Annotated in this window: 15 protein-coding genes and 1 pseudogene; 10 read left to right on the top strand and 6 right to left on the bottom strand. The window is 72.1% G+C overall.

From position 1 onward, the window contains the following. The first annotated feature begins 90 nt into the window (after positions 1-90). The 4 genes from PV796_RS35510 to PV796_RS35495 are packed head-to-tail and all read left to right on the top strand — an operon-like array spanning position 91 to position 4,465. The gene (locus PV796_RS35510) at positions 91-1,038 is read left to right on the top strand and encodes a hypothetical protein (RefSeq protein WP_274917854.1); all 948 of its coding nucleotides are present in this window, start codon (positions 91-93) and stop codon (positions 1,036-1,038) included. Continuing rightward, positions 1,035-2,675 carry a hypothetical protein gene (locus tag PV796_RS35505; protein WP_274917853.1) on the top strand — a complete coding sequence of 547 codons (1,641 nt, stop codon included), beginning with the start codon at positions 1,035-1,037 and terminating at the stop codon, positions 2,673-2,675. Before PV796_RS35510 ends, PV796_RS35505 begins: the two co-directional genes overlap by 4 nt. A gap of 54 nt (positions 2,676-2,729) precedes the next feature. Beyond that, positions 2,730-3,620 carry an ABC transporter ATP-binding protein gene (locus PV796_RS35500; protein ID WP_274917852.1) on the top strand — a complete coding sequence of 297 codons (891 nt, stop codon included), beginning with the start codon at positions 2,730-2,732 and terminating at the stop codon, positions 3,618-3,620. Next, positions 3,617-4,465, top strand: coding sequence for an ABC transporter permease (locus tag PV796_RS35495; protein ID WP_274917851.1), 849 nt, complete (start codon positions 3,617-3,619; stop codon positions 4,463-4,465). Before PV796_RS35500 ends, PV796_RS35495 begins: the two co-directional genes overlap by 4 nt. A 359-nt stretch (positions 4,466-4,824) precedes the next feature. Here the strand turns inward: PV796_RS35495 and PV796_RS35490 are convergent, their stop codons facing one another. From PV796_RS35490 to PV796_RS35475, 4 genes are all read right to left on the bottom strand, one after another. Further along, positions 4,825-5,874 (bottom strand): cytochrome P450, encoded by a 1,050-nt coding sequence (locus tag PV796_RS35490; RefSeq protein WP_274917850.1) that lies wholly within the window; start codon positions 5,872-5,874, stop codon positions 4,825-4,827. A gap of 76 nt (positions 5,875-5,950) precedes the next feature. Further along, on the bottom strand, positions 5,951-6,040 hold the full coding sequence (locus PV796_RS35485; protein WP_020930389.1) for a tryptorubin family RiPP precursor: 90 nt from the start codon (positions 6,038-6,040) through the stop codon (positions 5,951-5,953). 634 nt (positions 6,041-6,674) lie between these two features. After that, positions 6,675-6,923 carry a hypothetical protein gene (locus PV796_RS35480; protein ID WP_274917849.1) on the bottom strand — a complete coding sequence of 83 codons (249 nt, stop codon included), beginning with the start codon at positions 6,921-6,923 and terminating at the stop codon, positions 6,675-6,677. Positions 6,924-7,085: 162 nt separating this feature from the next. After that, the gene (locus tag PV796_RS35475; RefSeq protein WP_274917848.1) at positions 7,086-7,658 is read right to left on the bottom strand and encodes an RNA polymerase sigma factor; all 573 of its coding nucleotides are present in this window, start codon (positions 7,656-7,658) and stop codon (positions 7,086-7,088) included. Between the two features lie 130 nt (positions 7,659-7,788). Between PV796_RS35475 and PV796_RS35470 the strand changes: the two genes are divergently transcribed. The 3 genes from PV796_RS35470 to PV796_RS35460 all read left to right on the top strand — a co-directional run bounded on the left by PV796_RS35470 (position 7,789) and on the right by PV796_RS35460 (position 9,190). Further along, on the top strand, positions 7,789-7,932 hold the full coding sequence (locus PV796_RS35470; protein ID WP_274917847.1) for a hypothetical protein: 144 nt from the start codon (positions 7,789-7,791) through the stop codon (positions 7,930-7,932). Between the two features lie 449 nt (positions 7,933-8,381). Continuing rightward, positions 8,382-8,567 carry a hypothetical protein gene (locus PV796_RS35465; protein ID WP_274917846.1) on the top strand — a complete coding sequence of 62 codons (186 nt, stop codon included), beginning with the start codon at positions 8,382-8,384 and terminating at the stop codon, positions 8,565-8,567. Further along, positions 8,564-9,190, top strand: coding sequence for a hypothetical protein (locus PV796_RS35460; RefSeq protein ID WP_274917845.1), 627 nt, complete (start codon positions 8,564-8,566; stop codon positions 9,188-9,190). The genes PV796_RS35465 and PV796_RS35460 overlap by 4 nt, the downstream gene beginning before the upstream one ends. A gap of 198 nt (positions 9,191-9,388) precedes the next feature. Here the strand turns inward: PV796_RS35460 and PV796_RS35455 are convergent, their stop codons facing one another. Further along, positions 9,389-9,742, bottom strand: coding sequence for a DoxX family protein (locus PV796_RS35455; RefSeq protein WP_274917844.1), 354 nt, complete (start codon positions 9,740-9,742; stop codon positions 9,389-9,391). A gap of 108 nt (positions 9,743-9,850) precedes the next feature. On the opposite strand from PV796_RS35455, the pseudogene PV796_RS35450 reads away from it, so the two are divergent. Both PV796_RS35450 and PV796_RS35445 read left to right on the top strand, forming a co-directional pair. After that, positions 9,851-10,735 (top strand): annotated as a pseudogene (locus PV796_RS35450) (LysR family transcriptional regulator); the annotation flags it as partial. 280 nt (positions 10,736-11,015) lie between these two features. Next, on the top strand, positions 11,016-11,744 hold the full coding sequence (locus PV796_RS35445) for a maltokinase N-terminal cap-like domain-containing protein (protein ID WP_274917843.1): 729 nt from the start codon (positions 11,016-11,018) through the stop codon (positions 11,742-11,744). 328 nt (positions 11,745-12,072) lie between these two features. Here the strand turns inward: PV796_RS35445 and PV796_RS35440 are convergent, their stop codons facing one another. Next, the gene (locus tag PV796_RS35440; protein WP_274917842.1) at positions 12,073-13,419 is read right to left on the bottom strand and encodes a hypothetical protein; all 1,347 of its coding nucleotides are present in this window, start codon (positions 13,417-13,419) and stop codon (positions 12,073-12,075) included. Between the two features lie 427 nt (positions 13,420-13,846). Here PV796_RS35440 and PV796_RS35435 point away from each other — a divergent pair, with 427 nt between their 5' ends. Further along, a complete protein-coding gene (locus PV796_RS35435; protein ID WP_274917841.1) occupies positions 13,847-15,211 on the top strand; it encodes a hypothetical protein in 1,365 nt (454 codons plus the stop codon). Positions 15,212-15,359 lie beyond the last annotated feature (148 nt).

Genomic DNA, 15,359 nt, shown 5'->3' with positions numbered 1-15,359 from the left:
ATACGACAAGGCCGTTGGGCCATCCCACCGGCGGGGCGAGCGGGCGGAACGGGGCCGCACGCGCAACCCCGCGGAGGAGGAGAGACAACCATGCAGACATCGGGAGGGGACGACATGACTGCGGAGGAGACGGCGGACTGGGTGGCGCTCGACCTGGACGTGGCACCCGACCTCGGGGTCGCCGTCCGGGACGTACTGGCCCCCGCCGTCGAGCAGTTGGCGATGGCCGGGGCCGCGCACCGCTTCGTCTACCAGAAGGTCGGGACCGCCGGCCGGCTGCGCACCTGGTTCCACGTCACCGAACCGGGGGCCGGCGAGGCCGTGCGGCACCAACTGCACCGCCAGCTGACCGCCCCCGGCCAGGCGCTGCTCAACCCGCCGCCCGACCGGCAGCGTCCCCCGGTGCTGGTCTCCGGCCCGCCCCCGGTCGTCCGGTGGCAGGAACAGCACCTGGCCTCCGCCAGCGCCGTGGCCGTGCGGATGCTGCTCGACGGGCCCGACGCGGCCGAACGCGACACCGAGGTGCTCTCCTTCCTCCTCGCCAACCGCGCCCATGAGTTGCGCCGGCCGGCCGACCTGCGCGCGCGGTCCGAGGCCCTGGTCGCCGCCGGCAACCTGGCGGGCGTGCTGGAATCCGCGGAGCTGACCGAGGAGTTCGCCGCCGGCCGGCAGGAGTTCGTCACACTGCTGCGGGGGATCTGGATGCTGCCCAGGGGCTGGGACGGGGCGGCCACCCATCCCTACCAGTGCGTGCCGGGCGCGCCACCGCCGCGCGAGGAGGAGTTCTGGGCGCTCGGTGGCTGGATGGACGCCACCCACCCGCTCCTGGCGAAGCTGACCAGCGCGGTCCGCGCCGCCCAGTTACCGGCCTCCGGGGCCGCGGAGGTGCAACTGCTGCGCGTCCTCGACGAGTACACGGCGCTGATGGGCAACCGGCTGGGCGTGCCGGGCCGCCGCCACCGGATGCTGCTGGCCCTGGCGGCCGCCTCGGTCCGGGCGCTGGTCCCGTCCCCGAAGACGGGAGACCCCGACCGATGAGCCTTTGTGGGGACGCGGTCGCCCCTCGCCTCCACCCCGAGCCGGCCGTCGTCGACTACCTGGCACCGCAGGTCGTCCCGGCGCCCGTGCGGCTGCCGGCTACCGCACCGGACGTGCACGCCTGGCCGGACTCGGGCACGGGCACCGCCCCAACTGGCAAGCCCGACACCCGTCTTGCCGCCGTCCCCCTGCCCTGGCCGCCACTCCCCGACTCCGGCTCCCAGCCCGACCTGGGCGCGCTCCTGCACACCGTCTACGGCCTCACCCGCGTCCAGTGGCTGACCGGGCTGGACCGGTTGCCGCTGGTCGGCGACCTCGGCGCGCTGGCCGGGGAGCCCGGCGGCGGGCCCGTCCCCCGCCGCCCGGTGCCGTCCGCTGGCGCCTTGTACTGCGTCACCCTCTACTGCGTGCTGCCGGAGGGCTGCTACCGCTACGACCCGCTGCACCACCGCCTGCTGCCCGTCCGGGCCGGCGACCACCGGGCGGCCCTCGGCATGTCGCCGACGGCCGCGTCCGGCTGGGTGTGCACGGTGTCGCTGGGCACGATCGCCGCGCGCTACGGCGAGTTCGGCTACCGCTACGGCTGCGTGGAGACCGGCGTCGTCACCGCGCAGTGCGAGGTCGTCGCAACGTCCGCCGGGCTGCGGGCGGTGCGTGTCGCGCCGTTCGATCCCGCCGTCGCGGCCGGCCTGCTGCGCCTCGACCCGCTCGCCGAGCCCGTCACCGAGGTCGTCGCCTTCCACCCCGTGGCACCCACCGCATCCCCAACCCCACCCCCCGAACGCCCACCCGCCACTCCGCGCCAATCCCCGGGACCACCCCCCGGCCCGGTGGACGCACTGCTCCCCCGGACGGCCGCGCTGCTCCGCGCCCTCCACCGCGGCCCGGCCACCCCCATCGGGGGCAATGCCGCCCAACGGGCGCCCCTCACGACGGCGCCCCATCCAGACCCCCACCACCCCACCCTCGAACTCCCCTGCCCCCACCCCCTCAACCTCGCCCGGGGCCTCTCCCACCGTCGCGCCGCCCTGCGCGGATTCGCCCAACTGCCCATCAATATCGCCGACTTCGCCACCGTGCTGGCCGCAGCCGCACCCGACGAGGGTCAGTTGTTCTGCTACGTCAACGATGTGGCCGGACTGCCCCGCGGCCTGTTCCGCTATCTGCCCGACCGCCACCGCCTCCTTCCGATCTCCCTCAGCAGCCCCGGTCCGGCGCTGGCCGCCTGCGCCGTCCAGGACTTCGTCCGCGAGGGGTTCCTCAACGCCGCGGCGGGGCTGGTCTGGGCCGCCGACCCGGCCCACGCGCTGCGCGAGCACGGCGCGGACGGGGTCCGGCTCCACTACACCCGCGTCGGCACCGCCGCCCAGCGCGCCGGCCTGGCTGCCGCCGCCCGCGGACTGGCCTCCCGCGTCAACGCCGACGTACTGGCCGACAGGCTGGACGAACTGCTCGGCCTGCACACCGAGTTGCCGGCAAGCACCCTGCTGCTACAACTCGGGCACCCGGCCCACGGAACCACCCGCCCCGAACACCGCCTGGGCCCGCCCGAAGCCCAACCCGCCAACAGCCCGACCACCCCCACCCAACGCACTGAACCGCACCCCATCGAACCGAACCCCACCCCACCGAACTGACCTCCCCGCATCACACCGACCCGCATCACACTGATCCGCCCGAAGGACACCGCCATGCCCGCGCCCGCCCCGCCCCGGTCCCCCAACCGCCCCCGGGAGGAGGGAAGTCCCGCGATCCGCGTCCGCGGACTGACCAAGCGCTACCACTCCCTCACCGCCCTGGACGGCGTCGACCTGGACGTCCACACCGGGGAGATCCTCGCCCTGCTCGGCCCGAACGGCGCCGGCAAGACCACCACGATGGAGATCCTGGAGGGGCACCGCCGGGCGGACGGCGGCGAGGTCAGCGTCCTGGGTACCGATCCCAGACACCCCACGCCCGCCTGGCGCGACCGGATCGGCATCGTCCTCCAGGGCGCCGCCGACTTCGGCACCCTCACCGTGCGCGAGGTCGTCGACCTCTTCGGCGGCTACTACTCCCACCCCCTCCCCGTCGACGAAGCCCTCGACCTGGCCGAACTCACGGAGGAGGCGGACCGCCGGCTGAACAAGCTCTCCGGCGGCAAGCGCCGCCGCCTGGAGATCGCCCTGGGCATCGTCGGCCGCCCCCAACTCCTCTTCCTCGACGAGCCGACCACCGGCTTCGACCCCGAGGTGCGCCGCCGCTTCTGGTCCCTGATCCGGACCCTGCGGGACCAGGGCACCACGATCCTGCTGACCACGCACTATCTGGACGAGGCCGAGAACCTCGCCGACCGGGTCGCCGTGATCAACAAGGGCCGGGTGATCGCCGTCGACACCCCGGCGCGACTGGGCGGCCGGGAGAACGGCACCGCCGAGGTCCACTGGCGCGGCCCCGACGGACCGCAGACCGTCCGCACCACCACCCCCACCGCGCTGGTGCGCCAACTCGCCGCCCAATTCACCAACGAGATCCCCGAACTAACCGTCACCCGCCTGTCGTTGGAGGACATCTACCTCGACATGATCGGAGAGCGCGCATGACCGAGACCACCACCCCGCCCGCCACCGCGGCCACCGCACAGACCCCCGCCCCCCGCCGCCGGTCGTTGGTCTCCCTGTGTCTGCGCCAGGGCCGGATGGAACTGCGGCAGTTCGCCAGGCAACGCGAAAGCATGATCTTCACCTTCTGCTTCCCGCTGATCATGTTCACCGTGTTCGGCTCCGCGTTCTCCCAACGCCTCACGCCCGACGTGCAATTCACCCAGTACCTGCTCGCCGGCATCGTGGCCTCCGGCCTGATGAGCACCGGCTTCCAGAGCCTGGCCATCACCGTGCCCATCGAACGCGACAACCTCGCCCTCAAGCGGTTCGCCGGCACCCCCATGCCCCGGACCGTCTACTTCGCCGGCAAGATCATCCTCGTCGTGGCGACCTCGGCCGCGCAGATCACCCTGCTCTTCCTCATCGCCGGTCTGTGCTACGGCGTCCCGCTGCCCACCAGCCCGGCGCGCTGGTTGACGTTCGCCTGGGTCGGCATCCTGGGCTGCGCCGCCTGCGCCACCGTCGGCATCGCCCTCTCCAACCTCATCCGCAGCGGCCGCAGCGCCTCGGCCGTGGTCGCCCCCTTCGCCGTCCTCCTCCAGTTCATCTCCGGCGTGTACTTCGTCTACGGCAACGTCCCCGGCTGGCTCCGGTACGTGGCAGAGCTCTTCCCGGTCAAGTGGATGGCCCAAGGCATGCGCTCGGCCCTGCTCCCCGACTCCTTCGCCAGCCAGGAGGTCGGCGGTGGCTGGCAACACCCGCAAACCGCCCTGGTCCTGGCCGCCTGGCTCCTCCTCGGCATCCTCTTCGCCGCCCGCCGCTTCCGCTGGTCCAGCGACGGCTAGGGCGCTTCTGACGGATCTTCACCGAGCCACAGGCCCTCTCCTACGACGCCGTCGCCGCCGTCCTCACCGAGGCGACGGGCGAAGCGCGCCAACGGTCGGCTTCCATCGAGGAGTTGAGTCGCGGGCCCGGCACGCGCGGGCGATGCCGCCGGAATGCACGACGGCCCCGGCCGGAACCGGACCGCCGGATCGCCGACGGCACCGAGGGTCGGCCCCGACGCCGTCGCCCGCGGCACCGGCCGACCACCCCGCACCTCCACCGCCCGCACCAGGCCAACGGCGCTGCGGAGAAAGCATCATGACGATGCGTCATCGTTCTGCAAACGGGGCGTCGGCGGCCAGTCAGAGCAGCAGTCGTGTCATCCGCGGGTCACCCGGACGTCCGCGACTTCCATCAGGCCGTCGAGTTCGACCCGGCCGACAGTCTGGGCGGGGCGCACCGTGAGGCCGTCCCGGCGCACCAGGTCGAGGAGGCGTTCGGCGAGCGGCAGCACCATGTGGCGACCCCAGCAGCGTTCGTTGGCGTGGCCGAACGGCAGATAGCCGGGGTGGTCGTCGGGGTCCAGGTCCGCCCACCGCTCGGGGCGGAAGACGTCCGGGTCCTCCCACAGCGCGGGGTCGCGGTGACTCAGCAGGGGCAGCAGCAGGACGTCGTCCGCCGGGCCGATACGGGCGTCCAGCGCGGTGAATTCGGGTGCGGCGACCCGGAGGATGTTCCAGGACGGCGGCAGCAGCCGGAGCGCCTCGGCGATCAGGTGCCGGTTCGGCACGTCGTCGTCGAACGGCGCGCCCAGCCAGACGGCGTTGGTGACCAGTGCGGCCACGGTGAAGCAGATGGGTGCGGCCACTCGTCGGTAGAGGTACATGGCGTACCGGCGGTCGGGGAAGCCGGTGGCGCCGAGGACGAGGGTGGCGAGCTTCGAGAGGGGTTCCGTGCTGTCGGGGCGGCGCAGCAGGGCGGCGGCCGACGTGACGGCGGACCAGGTCAGTTTCGGGGTGAGTTCCAGCCTGCGGTCGACCAGGACCCTGAAGCGCAGGAGTTCCCGTCCGAAGACGAGGTCCCGGAGGTAGGCGTGCGGCACCTGCGGCCACGGGCCGGTCAGGTCGACCGATGTCTCCAACGGGCGCTGGAGGGCCTTTCGCACGTCCGCCGCGACGGCCTGCATGTAGGTGGCCGCGTCGGCCCGGCTGACGTGCCGGCCGAGGACCGGTTTGAAGGTCGGGCGCTCCTCGGCGTTGGCCGGCCGGCTGCGGAGCAGGGCGTCCATCAAGTCGGCGCCCGCGACGCCGATCGTGGTGGGCTCCAGCCGGAACAGGTCCTGGCCGGTGTGCCGGCTGAGCAGCGCCTCGATCCTGGGCGCGAAGCGCACCTGCCGGCCACCACGGCTGACGGTCGGTCGCTGAGACATCGGGAACCTCCGGGAACGCGGCCGGTGGCGGGCCGTCACTCCCGACCCACCACCGTCCTCTACGGGCGTGGGCCGATCAGATCCAGCCGTACCACGCGTACGCCTTGAGGCTCTTGTCGCTGCGCATCCGCTTCACGAGACGAACGAACTTCATCCGTACCTCCATCGCGGGGAAGGACTGTTCCCCAGTGGCAAGCCGTCGAATGGGGCTTCGACCGCGGCAGAAGTGAATGCGGACGCCCGCGCCACGTCAAGTGACTCGTTTCACATCAAAGAACTACCGCCTCACGTTTCACAGGCGTTCGCGGCGCGAGAGGGCAGGGAGCGCGCCCCGGAGTGGGTGATTGATCCCGATGTAGCGGATATGCATGCCAAATCCCGCATAGAACAATGGTGTTGGTGAATGTGACGAAGCATCGAATATTTTGCGGAGCGGACGGCCGGACGGCCGACGGCGCGGCACCGCTCGTGCGCGTCCCAGCGCCTCGCGCCCATCGACCTCGATCCGTAACGCGGTGCACATGCGGTCGGGCGACGCGGCCAATCCCCCGAGTGGGCCGCGTCGCCCGATCCTTGCGCCAGCCGGTCAACCCAGTGGCCGTTGCCGCTCCCCCTGTTGCCCACGCCAGGCAGACTGAACTTCCCCGACACACAAGGACTTCCCATCGGTCCCATGGATGCCATCGGCCCAATGGATGCCATCGGCCCGATGATTCCCATCGGTCCGATGACTCCCGTGGGTCCGATGGTTCCCGTGGGCAACGCTCGCAGCGCCTGCACGCTGTCTGAATGTCATCGCTTCACCACCTCACGACCGATCGCCCGAGCGCCGCCTCGTCGAGGCTGTCCCGGTACCAGGCTTCCGGCGACAGATCAGGGGATTCGGGGGAGTGCGCGGCCGCGGTCGTGGGCTCCGCGGCCGCCGCAGACATCGTGACGTAACGAGCCGACCAGTCAGGCACGCCGGACACCGCCGGCGGCACGAGCCGTTCCCCCTCCCGGAGGTACGCCAACATCCTCTCGTGCGGAGAGGTTGGGGTGTTGCTCATGGTCACCCTTCCAATTCCAGGAATGGCGGGATCGGTCCCACCCTGGGGGCCACGGATCAATTGCCTCCGCGCCATGGCCCCCAGGCGAGGTCCGATCCGGCACTGCGGTGGGGCCCAGGCGCGGCGGCCGCGCGCGGCGACCGCCGGGAGCCCAGGACCCTCTTACACAGATGCCGGCTCCTCGTCGTCCCGGCAGCGCTTCGCCTTGGCCTCGGCCACCGCCAGTTCGCGACTGACCGTCGCCGAGGAGATCTCCAACTGCGCGGCGATCTCGATGCCCTTGAGGCCCCACACGTGGGTGAGTTCCCACACGGCTGACTGGCGATCGTCGGCGATCGCCGTCTTCACCGCTTCCAGCAGTTCGAGGTATTCCAGTCCGACGGACAGGCCGGTGGCGAACTGCCGGGCGCCTTCGGGAGGTTCGTCGTAGAGCCGCTCTCCCGAGGATGCCTTGCGCCAGTGATCCCGGAGCTTGTTGCGGGCCACGACGGTCGCGAAGACGACGATCGGCTTCTGGAACTTGGTGCCGCGGCGGAACTCCTGGAGGACCGCGATGCAGGTTTCCTGGGTGATGTCCTGGGCTAGGTGGTAGTCGTGCGTCACTCGCGTGATCGAGGAGATCAACCGCGGTTCGATGGCCCGCAGCACTTCCGCCATGAGCTCGGCCTCGCGTTCCTTCGACAGTGGGCACTGCGCCTCCCCGGAGCCGTCGCCGTCCCCTGAGAGCTGCCTCATGCGTCGTCCTCTCCACTGACCGGGTACCACGGCGGCGGCCCCGGGCTCGATAGAAGGACGTGCCGGCCGCCGATTTCTTTTCACGTCGACCCCGATGAAATATCCCGGCGCCCCACCGGGACCTCAAGGCATGGAGACTCGGACTGCACTCGTGCTCGTACTCGGCGGCCTGGCCGTCTACCTCGCCTACGTCAACCCGGTACTCGGCACCGCCATCGGCATCGGCGTCGTCGTGGTCACGCTGCTGCTGACGCTGTTAGAGAAGGAGAAGTAGGGGCGAGAGGGGGACTATCCACCGTCAATTCGCCGTCCACAAAGGGCAGTTCGGCCTGACCGTGCCATCGACGACACTGACGGCGGTGTCCACCCCCGTGCCCCGCAAAAGTGGGCAACGAAACGCCCAGGCAGCCTCTTGAGGTGTTAAAGCCCCGCCAAAAACGGTCCGTTGTCCGGACGGAGCCCGGGCAGCCTGGCCTCGTACCGCATCCCCACGACGCGGGGGCGGCGGCAACAGGCACGCGGATGAGGTCACGGGGTTGCGTCCACGGGGGACGGTGACGGTGCGACCGGCGGGGTGTTCGCCCCGCCTGCCCGCGCTCCCTGAGGCCGCTGGCCCGGCGTCACTTGGGGGAGTTTCCTGTCGGGATTCCGAGCGCCATCGCAGGACGATTCCGTCCCCACGAGCCCCATCCACCCACCCCTGACGGCCTTTTGGAGGCGCCCATGTCGTCGTACCGACCCGTCAATCCCCCGTACCCCGAGCACCCGGCCTCAGTGCTGGACCCCGTAGACGAGGCGGGTCGCGCGGCCACGGACCAGATCGGGGCCGAGTTGCCGGAGCGCAGGAGCGCCCGCCAGGACGCCACCGGCCGGTCGAGCGGCCCGCGTCCCGGGGACGGCCGGCCGTGACCCAGTCACCCGACTCGTTCGCCTCGTTCAACGCGCTCAACTCCTTCACCGTCACCGTGGAATACGCCCACTCGCACACCACCTTCCTGGCGCGCGTGAAGGATCGGCAGGACCCGGTGGTCCGCGCGCACAAGGAGACGCACTACGACGGCGCCCGCCCATACACCGTGACCACCGGGCAGGCCCTGACCGAGTGCGTCGGTTATATCAACGAGTGGCAGGCGTGGCTGCCGGACCGGACTCCGGTGGGCAGCGTCGAGCGCAAGAGCCCCACACACGGCGCGGACCGCTGGACCTTCGCCCAGCGCGACCTGGGCGAGCTGACCGGCGAGCCGGTGGGCGCCGGGAGCCTGCTGCGCCTCGACTCCCCCGTGCGGATGGCGTTCGACATCGCGCAGGTGAACGACATCCTCCCGCACTGCCTGCGGTTCGGGTCGGACGCGTCCGAGGGCTTCGAGGTCTCCCGCCCCGCCGGAATCCGCTCCAACTACGAGGTCACCGTGCACGACCCGCGCATCAGCCGGCTCCTGCTGTTCTCCTGCCTCACCCAGTTCAACCGCTTCGTCGCCTCCGACCCCCGCAAGAACCTGGTGGACCTGGCGTCCAACCCCCTCAAGGGCTAGGGCGCTTCTGACGGATCTCCGTGGAGGAAGGAGCGGCGTCTGGTGCGTGCGATCGCAAGGCGCCGGGATGTCTTCATAGCGGAGCTATGGGGACATGTCGGCAACGCCGCGAGCGGGCGTGCCAGACGCCGCGACGCCGCGGAGATCCGTCAGAAGCGCCCTAGGGCGGCGAGAACACCGCTCGGCCGCGCGCCTCGCCTACCCGACGGCGAGGGCGAGGGCGAGCGAGGCCGTGGCCAACGCCAAGTAGCCCGCCGGAAAGGCCATGTTGTGGTAGACGCGCCCGCGGAGGTGCGCGGCGACGGCGCCGAGGAAGAACAGTACGAGGCCCACCGCGGCGGCGATGCCGAGGGGGTGGGCGCCCAGGAGCCCCAGGAGGAGCCCGACCGCCCCGGCAGCCTTGAGCGCACCGAGCCACGGCAGCCAGGACGGCGGGACGCCCACTTCGGCGGAGTTGGCGAGGACGAACGGGGCCCTCGCGAAGTCCGCCACGGCGATCGCGCCGTTCGCCACCAGGGTGAGAACGGTGATGATCACGTAGGCCAGTTCCATGTCCCGACGCCTCCTGCTCCGCTGTCGCTCCGTCTCCGCCGTCCCTACGCGGCAAGCCTCGTCGTGCCGGCGGCCGGCGTCCAATACCTGCGGCGATAACCTGGCGGCATGGACGTCGACACCCGGCTGTTGCGGTATTTCGTCGCCGTGGCGGAGGAGGGGAACCTGACCCGCGCCGCGCAGCGCCTGTATGTGTCCCAGCCCGCGCTGACCAAGCAGATCAGGCAACTGGAGACGCAACTCGGGATGCCGCTGTTCACCCGGTCCCGGTCCGGTATGGCGCTGACGGAGGCGGGGCGGACCCTGGCCGAGCGGGCGCCCGGACTGCTGACCGACTGGGACCGCGCGTTGCGGGAAACCAAGGGCACGGCGAGCCGTGCGCAGCGCGTACTGCGCGTCGGCTTCGTGGCCAGTGGCGCCAACGAGGCGACGCCGCGGATCGTCGCGGAGTTCGCCCGGCGCCAACCGGGCTGGCGGGCCGAGATGCGCCAGGCCGCCTGGTCCAACCCCTCGGCGGGGCTGGCCGGTTCGGAGGTCGACGTCGCCCTGGTGCGGCTGCCGTTCCCCGGCCAGGACGCGCTGCGCATCGCGCCGCTCTTCACCGAACCGCGCTGCGTGGCGCTGGCCACCGGGCACCCGTTGGCCGCCCGCGCGATGATCCCGTTCCGGGAGTTGTGGGACGAACCGTTCGTGGCCGCCCCACCGGAGACGGGCCGGTGGCGCGACTACTGGTTGGCCGCCGACGAGCGCGAGGGGCACCCGGCCCGCATCGGCGCCGTCACCAACCAGCCGGACGACTGGCTCAGCGCGATCGCCAACGGCTACGGCATCGCCCTCGCCCCCGAGTCCGCGGCCCGCTTCTACGCCCGCCCCGGCATCACCTACCGCCCGGTCACCGGCGTCCGCCCCAGTCAGGTGGGCATCGCCTGGGCACCGGCCGACGACACCAACCCCGTCGTGCGGGAGTTCGTCCGATGCTGCGAGCAACTCGTAGGAGAGGGCGGCGGCGAACGGGAACTGTCGGGCGCAGCAGGCGAGTTGAACGCGCCGGACGATACGGAGCGACCCGCCCACGTCATGACTGCAATCCGCCAGCGCTCCTACGGCCGGTGGGCTTCTCCTCCCTCACGACCGACCGGAGCGAGTCTGAGTCAACCGGAGTCGAAGACGGGGGGGGCCGGGCTCGTTGGGGATGTCGACGGCGACGAGGTGAGTATTCCGCGGGATGGGGTCGGCTCGGAAGGGTATTGACAGCATGGTTAGATTTCGGCGCATGGCTGTCATTCATGAGACCACCCTGAAACCCACCAAGTTGGAGCTCCTCACCGCCTGGTTGCCGGACCAGCCGTGGTACGCCGGCTCCGCCCAGGCCCCGGAGTTGGCCAGGGCGGGCGGCTTCCGGCTCGACGACCCGCAGGGCGAGGTGGGCATCGAGTTCGTGGTGGTCACCGACCGGTCCGGCGGGCTTGCGCGCGCGTACCTCGTCCCGTTCACCTACCGCGGGGCTCCCCTGGACGGCGCCGAGGCCGGCCTCGTCGGCACCATGGAGCACGGGGTGCTGGGCCGGCGCTGGGTCTACGACGGGACGCACGACCCCGTGCTCGTCGCCCAGTTGCTCGCCTTCGTCCAGGGCCGGGTCGAGGCGCAGGCGCAGAACAGCAGCGATGCCCGCGACGATTCCGTGGTCCGGTGGCTGAGCGAGGCCGCGGGGATCGGCGCGGCGGCGGTGGTGGGGGCGCCGAGGCCCGTCAGCGGGCCGCACGGGACGGACGTCACCGTGGAGACGGCGGTGGAGGGCGCGGCGCCCGGCGGGGCGGTGGGCGCGGGGCCGGTCGTCGGCCTCCACGTGCGGCGCGTTCTGGAACCGTTGGTCGAGGGCGATGGCCCTGGTGGGGCGGCGGCGCCTGAGGGGTGTCTGGGATCGGTCACCGCTGTCTGGCGGGCGGCCGACGGCACCGAACAGCGGGGCGTGTTCGCCACCGTCAGCGCCGGCGCGCGCTGACGGGACCGTCAACCACCGCCGGTCCGGCGGTGGTTGTGGCCCCGGCGCCGTGGGGTTCCCGGGGCGCGGGTGGCGGTGCCCGCTCTGGCCGGGGCGCGCTCCGGTGGGACGGGTGGGTTGGGTGCTTCTGGGTGAAGGTGCGGTCGGGTGGGCGTGCCGAGAATCGAAATGGGGCACTCCCCCCCTCTTTATTGGCGTGTGACTGATCCTGTTGACGTGGCGATGGTGTTGCTGGGCGGCTTCCTCGCAGTGGGCACGGACGGCGAGCAGGCGGAGCCCCGGCCGTCGGCCGTGCGTCGGGGCGAGCCGGAGGGGCCGGGGGACGGCCTCACCGGGCCGTGCCCCGAAGCCGCTCCCGGAATGCCTTGACGCGGGGGTTGCGCTGATGGGGCGCCAGGCGGTGGGCCAGGCGCGGCAGGGTGCCGTGCACGGACCCGGCGGCGAGCTGACGGTGGTGACGCAGGGCGTGGAGGGAGTGGTCCACGGCCGCGTCGACCTCGTTCAGCGCGAGCAGGGTGTGCGCGAGGTGGGCGTGCAGCAGGGTGTGGGCCTTGTGGTGGTCGGCGGGCCGGCAGGCCAGGGAGCTCTCCAGCTCGCCCAGGGCGGCCTTGTGATCGCCCAGGCATGACAGCATCTCGGCGCGCTGGTAGCGCAGCGCGGTCTCCGGATAGCTGGTGAACGGGCCCTCGGGACCGGTGGCCCGGGACAGATGCTGCTCGGCGGTCAACAGATCCGCGGTGGCGGCTCGGGCCTGGCCCGCGCCGGCCAGGACGACGGCGCGGCCCGCGTGCAGGAAGGCACGCACGGCCCTCGGGACCGCGGACCCCGCGATCTCGGTGGCGGCCTCGCCGAGGGCGATCGCCTGGACGTGGTCGCCGAGTTGGTGCGCCTGCATGCTCAGGCACCGCAGCACGATCGCGTGGGTGCCGCGGTCGCCGGCGGCGTGCGCGAATTCGAGGGCGATGTCGTAGTAGTGCTGGGCGAGGGCGGGGTGCCCGGTCTCACTGGTGCGGCCCGCCAGCAGGAGCGTCAGATGGGCGGCGCCGGTGAGCAGGGCGCGCCGGACCGCGGGGTGTGCCGGGGCGGTGAGCAGCGGCACCACCTCCGTGGCGAGGTACCCCGCCAACGCCGACCGGCCGTGTGCGCCGCCGTACCGCTCCCCCAATAGGGCGCTGCGCACGGCCACCGCCTCCAGCCGGGCCGGGGCCGCGGCGGACGCCTGGGGCGCGCGCGGGTCGGCCGGCGGCAGGACCGGGGGCCGGCTCTCCCAGCCGATGACCACCGGCGGCGGGGCGGAGAGGACGGTACGGGCGAGGTCAGCGCGGCGCACCGGGTCGGTCTCGGCACGGCACAGCAGCGCCAGCCGGTGGACGGGGTCGCCGGCGCGCCAGGCCGACGACAGCACGCCTATCGTGGCCGGGTCGGTGAAGCCGGTCTCCCGGGTCGTCAGCCGCCGACCCAGGCGCCGGCCCAGCACCTCGCCGATCAGTTCGCGGACCGGAGGCCGGGGGCGCGCCCCGTTGAGCCAACGGGCCACCGAGGTGCGGTCGTAGCGCAGTTGCAAGCCCCGCGCGGCGCCGAGGGCGTTGACGGCGCGGGAGAGGTCCGTGGCGGTCCAGTCCGCTTCGGCCAGCAGGGCCGCTAGCAGACGGTTGGGACGGCGCGGGGGCGTCATGGTCTGGGTGCCTCGCTCTACTCGTCGGGGGATCCGGCTCGGGTAACGTCCGGTGTCAGAGTGCCTTTCAACACGTTCACGCTCCTGACCACGGTCGGGCGTTCCGCCCTAGCTCGTTTCATGGTTCCGTTGATGAACGGTTGTTGGCTACGGGGCAGTGATCCGTAGGGCGCCTTTCAGGCCACCGTAAGGCTGCCCCGGAAGAATTCCGTAGACACCCCCAGGACCCGGCGGCCGAACAAAAGAAAGAGAACACGTGCAACAGCGTTACCACCTACGGACATCACTTCCCATGAATTTCTTCAGCCCCTTTCGTTTCTCCGGATCCCCCCGCCCGCGCCGCCGTGGAGCAACCGCAAGAGTGACGCGGGGTGACGTGGGCAGACCGACCGGACCGAAATCCGAACCGCCGTGCCGGGAGCCCTAGATGTCCCCGTCACGCCGCCCCAACAAGAACCTACGGGCCCTACTGGCAGAGGCCCGCTGGACGCAGGCGGCGATGGCGCGCACGGTCAACGCCCTCGCCGCTGAGATCGACCTCGACCTCAACTACGACCGCACCGCGGTCGCCCACTGGCTCAGCGGAACCCGACCGGCGCCCCCGGTGCCGGAGTTGATAGCCGAGGCCCTGGCCCGCCGCCTTGGCCGAGCGGTCTCCCCGGCGGCCGCGGGCCTCTCAGGGGAGCCGTCCGGTCCGGCGGCCGGACGGCTCCCCGCCTCCGACACCCCGATCAGCACCGCGCTGACCGACCTGTGCACCATGGAGAACGAACCGGCGCGCCGGGCCGCCGCCCGGATGCTGCCGTACCGCGAGGCGGAGTTGGCGAAGCTGGCGACCGAGGCCGGGGACCGGGTGCCGTGGCAGCGCCCGCCGCGCGCGGAGCCCGGTGACCCGGACGACCTCGCCGTCATCCGCCTCGCGGTGCGCTTCTACTCGACCTCGTTCGACGCCCACGGAGGCCGCACCGCCCGCTCGTCGCTGGCCGCCTACCTCGCCGACGACATCGCCCCGCGGCTACGGGAGCACCCGGGCCGCGCCCCGCGCCGCGGGCTGTTGGTCGAGGCGTCCCGGCTGTCGTTCCTGCTCGCCCGGATGTATCAGGACGCCTCCATCCACGGGCTCGCGCAGCGCCACTTCACCACCGCCCTGCGGCTCGCCGACGAGTCCGGCGACCCCACCGCCCGCGCCGTCGTGCTGCGCGGGCTGAGCGCGCAGGGGCTCGCGCTGGGCCACCGGCGGATCGCCCTGCGCGCCGCCGAGGCCGCCGCGGCCTCCCGCACGCCCGAGGGGCCGGCGCGGGCCTTCCTGCTCTCCCAACTCGCCGTGACCCAGGCGGCCTGCGGGCGCCACCGGGCGGCGCGGGAGTCCCTGGACCGGGCCGAGCGAGCCATGGCCAAGGCTGGCCGGGCCGGCACGACGGGGCCGTTCACCGCGTATTCGCCCGGGTCGATGGAGTTCCAGAGCGCCGAGGTGCTGCGGTACACCGGCGACCTGTCGGCCGCGCGCACCGCCCTGGTGAACTCGCTGGCGCACCGGTCCGTCGAGGACCACCGGGCCATGGCGTTGAGCCATGCCCAGCACGCGGAAATCCTCGTCGGGTTGGGCCACGTGGAAGAGGCCAGCGCCTCCTGGAATTCCTTTCTCGACCACTACGGGCATCTGCGGTCCGGGGCGGCGGACTTGGCCGCGGCGCGGCTGCGGCAAATGTTGACGCCGTTCCGCAAACTCCCGGCGGCGAGCGCGGTGTTGCACCGGGCGTTGGCGGTCACGTCACCTTCTCAGCACCCCTGAGACACCCGCGCCGCCTGCGCGTTCACCCCCTTCAACAGCCCCGGACCCGAAACTCCGGCCATCGGCGGAACAACCGATGTTGAATGGCACGACACCACAGAGAACCCCTCGGAAATGAGATGAGCAAATGCGTCAAGGTGTCCCGCCC

It is taken from the genome of Streptomyces sp. WZ-12 (assembly GCF_028898845.1).
In the GTDB taxonomy this organism is placed as follows: domain Bacteria; phylum Actinomycetota; class Actinomycetes; order Streptomycetales; family Streptomycetaceae; genus Streptomyces.
The sequence above is the reverse complement of the archived record's forward strand: the minus strand, read 5'-3'. Positions and strand labels throughout refer to the sequence as shown.

Excerpts from the sequence above, each read along its gene's own strand:
- PV796_RS35490 (WP_274917850.1), bottom strand. The coding sequence starts at position 5,874 with ATGTCTCAGCGACCGACCGTCAGCCGTGGTGGCCGGCAGGTGCGCTTC.
- PV796_RS35445 (WP_274917843.1), top strand. The coding sequence starts at position 11,016 with ATGGCTGTCATTCATGAGACCACCCTGAAACCCACCAAGTTGGAGCTC.
- PV796_RS35435 (WP_274917841.1), top strand. The coding sequence starts at position 13,847 with ATGTCCCCGTCACGCCGCCCCAACAAGAACCTACGGGCCCTACTGGCA.
- PV796_RS35510 (WP_274917854.1), top strand. The coding sequence starts at position 91 with ATGCAGACATCGGGAGGGGACGACATGACTGCGGAGGAGACGGCGGAC.
- PV796_RS35480 (WP_274917849.1), bottom strand. The coding sequence starts at position 6,923 with ATGAGCAACACCCCAACCTCTCCGCACGAGAGGATGTTGGCGTACCTC.
- PV796_RS35470 (WP_274917847.1), top strand. The coding sequence starts at position 7,789 with ATGGAGACTCGGACTGCACTCGTGCTCGTACTCGGCGGCCTGGCCGTC.
- PV796_RS35495 (WP_274917851.1), top strand. The coding sequence starts at position 3,617 with ATGACCGAGACCACCACCCCGCCCGCCACCGCGGCCACCGCACAGACC.
- PV796_RS35440 (WP_274917842.1), bottom strand. The coding sequence starts at position 13,419 with ATGACGCCCCCGCGCCGTCCCAACCGTCTGCTAGCGGCCCTGCTGGCC.
- PV796_RS35505 (WP_274917853.1), top strand. The coding sequence starts at position 1,035 with ATGAGCCTTTGTGGGGACGCGGTCGCCCCTCGCCTCCACCCCGAGCCG.
- PV796_RS35500 (WP_274917852.1), top strand. The coding sequence starts at position 2,730 with ATGCCCGCGCCCGCCCCGCCCCGGTCCCCCAACCGCCCCCGGGAGGAG.
- PV796_RS35455 (WP_274917844.1), bottom strand. The coding sequence starts at position 9,742 with ATGGAACTGGCCTACGTGATCATCACCGTTCTCACCCTGGTGGCGAAC.
- PV796_RS35475 (WP_274917848.1), bottom strand. The coding sequence starts at position 7,658 with ATGAGGCAGCTCTCAGGGGACGGCGACGGCTCCGGGGAGGCGCAGTGC.
- PV796_RS35465 (WP_274917846.1), top strand. The coding sequence starts at position 8,382 with ATGTCGTCGTACCGACCCGTCAATCCCCCGTACCCCGAGCACCCGGCC.
- PV796_RS35485 (WP_020930389.1), bottom strand. The coding sequence starts at position 6,040 with ATGGAGGTACGGATGAAGTTCGTTCGTCTCGTGAAGCGGATGCGCAGC.